This is a genomic window from Haloarcula sp. CGMCC 1.6347, from assembly GCF_037078395.1.
GTDB lineage: Archaea > Halobacteriota > Halobacteria > Halobacteriales > Haloarculaceae > Haloarcula > Haloarcula amylolytica.
Window position 1 is genome coordinate 1 of the sequence record NZ_JAYMGX010000009.1, and the last position, 955, is coordinate 955.

The 955-nt window shown below is 54.9% G+C and carries 1 rRNA gene; it reads left to right on the forward strand.

Going from position 1 to position 955, the window contains the following annotated elements:
* Positions 1-955, forward strand: a 23S ribosomal RNA gene (locus VI340_RS19790); the annotation flags it as partial.

Sequence of the window (955 nt, forward strand, 5' to 3'; positions counted from 1 at the left end):
GTGCGGTAGTGCCAGAGTAGCGGGGGTTGGATATCCCTCGCGAATAACGCAGGCATCGACTGCGAAGGCTAAACACAACCTGAGACCGATAGTGAACAAGTAGTGTGAACGAACGCTGCAAAGTACCCTCAGAAGGGAGGCGAAATAGAGCATGAAATCAGTTGGCGATCGAGCGACAGGGCATACAAGGTCCCATGACGAATGACCGAGACGCGAGTCTCCAGTAAGACTCACGGGAAGCCGATGTTCTGTCGTACGTTTTGAAAAACGAGCCAGGGAGTGTGTCTGTATGGCAAGTCTAACCGGAGTATCCGGGGAGGCACAGGGAAACCGACATGGCCGCAGTCTTACGACGAGGGCCGCCGTCTTCAAGGGCGGGGAGCCATACGAACACGACCCGAATCCGGACGATCTACGCATGGACAAGATGAAGCGTGCCGAAAGGCACGTGGAAGTCTGTTAGAGTTGGTGTCCTACAATACCCTCTCGTGATCTATGTGTAGGGGTGAAAGGCCCATCGAGTCCGGCAACAGCTGGTTCCAATCGAAACATGTCGAAGCATGACCTCCGCCGAGGTAGTCTGTGAGGTAGAGCGACCGATTGGTGTGTCCGCCTCCGAGAGGAGTCGGCACACCTGTCAAACTCCAAACTTACAGACGCTGTTTGACGCGGGGATTCCGGTGCGCGGGGTAAGCCTGTGTACCAGGAGGGGAACAACCCAGAGATAGGTTAAGGTCCCCAAGTGTGGATTAAGTGTAATCCTCTGAAGGTGGTCTCGAGCCCTAGACAGCCGGGAGGTGAGCTTAGAAGCAGCTACCCTCTAAGAAAAGCGTAACAGCTTACCGGCCGAGGTTTGAGGCGCCCAAAATGATCGGGACTCAAATCCACCACCGAGACCTGTCCGTACCACTCATACTGGTAATCGAGTAGATTGGCGCTCTCATTGGATGGAAGC